Annotated in this window: 4 protein-coding genes; all 4 read left to right on the plus strand. The window is 71.8% G+C overall.

Annotated features, from left to right (window positions below):
- Positions 1–435, plus strand: a 435-nt coding sequence (locus VJR25_RS07620; RefSeq protein WP_324114196.1) for a hypothetical protein, incomplete at its 5' end; no start/stop codon positions are given.
- A gap of 101 nt (positions 436–536) precedes the next feature.
- Positions 537–812 carry a hypothetical protein gene (locus VJR25_RS07625; RefSeq protein WP_324114198.1) on the plus strand — a complete coding sequence of 92 codons (276 nt, stop codon included), beginning with the start codon at positions 537–539 and terminating at the stop codon, positions 810–812.
- Between the two features lie 91 nt (positions 813–903).
- Positions 904–1,383, plus strand: a complete 480-nt coding sequence (locus VJR25_RS07630; RefSeq protein WP_324114200.1) for a DcrB-related protein — start codon at positions 904–906, stop codon at positions 1,381–1,383.
- Positions 1,383–2,212, plus strand: an 830-nt coding sequence (locus tag VJR25_RS07635; protein ID WP_414683754.1) for a WXG100 family type VII secretion target, incomplete at its 3' end; no start/stop codon positions are given. The genes VJR25_RS07630 and VJR25_RS07635, both read left to right, overlap by 1 nt.

Below are 2,212 nucleotides of genomic sequence, written 5' to 3' on the forward strand. Positions count from 1 at the left end.
CGGCTCATGCTGGCATCCGAACCCGCGCTGTCCGCGGTCGGGCCGGAGGCCGTGCAGGCGCTCGCCGACCAGCTCGCCGCCGAGGCGGAGTCCGGACGGTTCCGCGCCGTGCTCGTCGAGCAGATCACCGAGTTCACCGGCACCGAGGCGGAGATGGCCGTCGACACGCTCGTGAAGGCGGCGATCCGCGCCGAGCTGCTGGTCGTGGGCGAGGCGGAGACCTCGACGTGGAGCTCGGCGTGGCAGCTGGGACAGCCGTTCAAGTCGGCCCGCCGCGGCCTGCTGCTGACGCCGTCCGAGGGTGACAGCGACTCCATGTTCGGCACCCCGACCGGCCGGATCAAGCGCTCGGATTTCCCCGCCGGCCGGGGCTTCCTCATCGATCGCGGGCGTGCCCGCAAGGTGCAGGTGGCGCTCGCCGACGCGCCCCGGTAGGCATGGGGATTCCTCCCCATCGACGTGTCCGAAGGGTGCGGGATAGTTTCATAGCACCACCAAGACCACCCCGTTCGGGGGGAACGGAAAGAGAGAGAACCATGGCGAACAACACGCTCGGAATGAACCCGGACGAGGTCAAGGCCTTCGCCCAGCTGCTCAACCAGAAGGCGGACGAGCTCAACTCGACCGTGTCGCAGCTGACCAGCAAGCTCGGCTCGACCAGCTGGACGGGCCCGGACGCCACCAAGTTCCGCGGCGACTGGTCGTCGATGCACGCCAACGCGCTTCGCAAGGTCGCCGAGGACCTCAAGCACACGGCCACCCAGGCGAACAAGAACGCCGACCAGCAGATCAGCACGTCGAACGCGCTCTGATCGCCGATCGATCATGCCTGTGATGAGGGCGGCCCGCTCGCGGGCCGCCCTCATCGGCGTCTGACCCACATTCCGCCCGGAAAGGCACCCCATGGTCACTGCATCCTTCCCCAGCGCCGAAGCTCCGGCCCTCCCGTCGATCTCGGTCGAGCTGCCCCAGGCGTGGCAGCAGCGCACGGCGCCCGACATGCTCCTCGCGGTCATCGAGGACCGCGGCCCCGACGCGTTCTCCCCGAACGTCGTCATCGGCGTCACCCGTCAGCCCGCCGGACACACCCTGCAGTCGGCCCAGCGCGCGGCCGACGAGTACGTGCAGGGCCTGCGCGAGGTGGCGCTCCTCGACCGCGCGGAGGTCGACCTCGGCGGGCGCACCTGGTACGTCATCGAGTTCGCGCACATCACCGACGTCGCCGGCACCGTCGCCCAGGTCGTCGCCGTCACCGTCGTCGACAACGGCCCGGTCTCCGACATGGTGCGGGTCACGGGCACGGTCGCGGGCGACCGCACCGAGCAGGACCTTCCCGGTGTGCGCGAGGTCATCGCCAGCACCCGCGTCGCGGAGGCCGGCTGATGGGCGAGCTGACGCTGGGGATGAACCCCGCGGAGGTCCGCGATTTCGCCAAGGCGGTCGACGCCGCGGCCCAGAGCCTCGGCGAGATCCGCACGACGCTCACCGGCAAGCTCGGAAGCACGACGTGGGACGGGCAGGATGCCGCCTCCTTCCGGTCCGCCTGGTCGTCGTCGCACGCGCCGTCGATCGCATCGGCCGTGCAGGCGCTCGAAGCGGCGGCCACCACCGCCCGCAGCAACGCCGACGCGCAGGAGCGCACGAGTGCCGGCGACGACGGCTCGGCCGGGACGGCGAACGGCGCCAACGGCGCGGACGGCGGCGGGGTGACCGGTGGGCGCGTCGGCTCGTCGCTGCCCGTCAACCGGACGCACCTGGGCGGGTGGACCGAGAACACGTTCCAGAACGGGAAGGGCACCGCCGAGGCGGGCTGGGGAGCGGACGCGAAGTACGGCACGTCGGGAACGCTCGGCACCGCGAACTACAGCGCCTCCGGCGAGAGCGGGGCGGGCGGGAAGGCCTGGGTGAGCGCCGATTACGGCTTGAGCGCCGGCAACGTCACGAGCAACGACCCGCTCGCCCAGCGCGACGCCAGCCAGCTGTACGACAAGCGGCGCGATGCCGACGACGGGAACGTGGCCGTCAGCAAGCAGGGCCTCCACGCCAACGTCGGGGCCGGAGCCGAGGTGGGCGCCTGGTCGAAGGGACAGGCATCCATCCACAACGGCGGGTTCGTGCCCACGAGCGCCGCGGCGAACTACGACGCCCTCGTCGGTGCGCGGGCGCAGGGTGCGGCGGGCGGGGCGCTGTCGTGGGACGGCGCCCGGGTGGG

The organism is Microbacterium sp. (assembly GCF_035277845.1).
GTDB lineage: Bacteria > Actinomycetota > Actinomycetes > Actinomycetales > Microbacteriaceae > Microbacterium.

Excerpts from the sequence above, each read along its gene's own strand:
- VJR25_RS07625 (WP_324114198.1), top strand. The coding sequence starts at position 537 with ATGGCGAACAACACGCTCGGAATGAACCCGGACGAGGTCAAGGCCTTC.
- VJR25_RS07630 (WP_324114200.1), top strand. The coding sequence starts at position 904 with ATGGTCACTGCATCCTTCCCCAGCGCCGAAGCTCCGGCCCTCCCGTCG.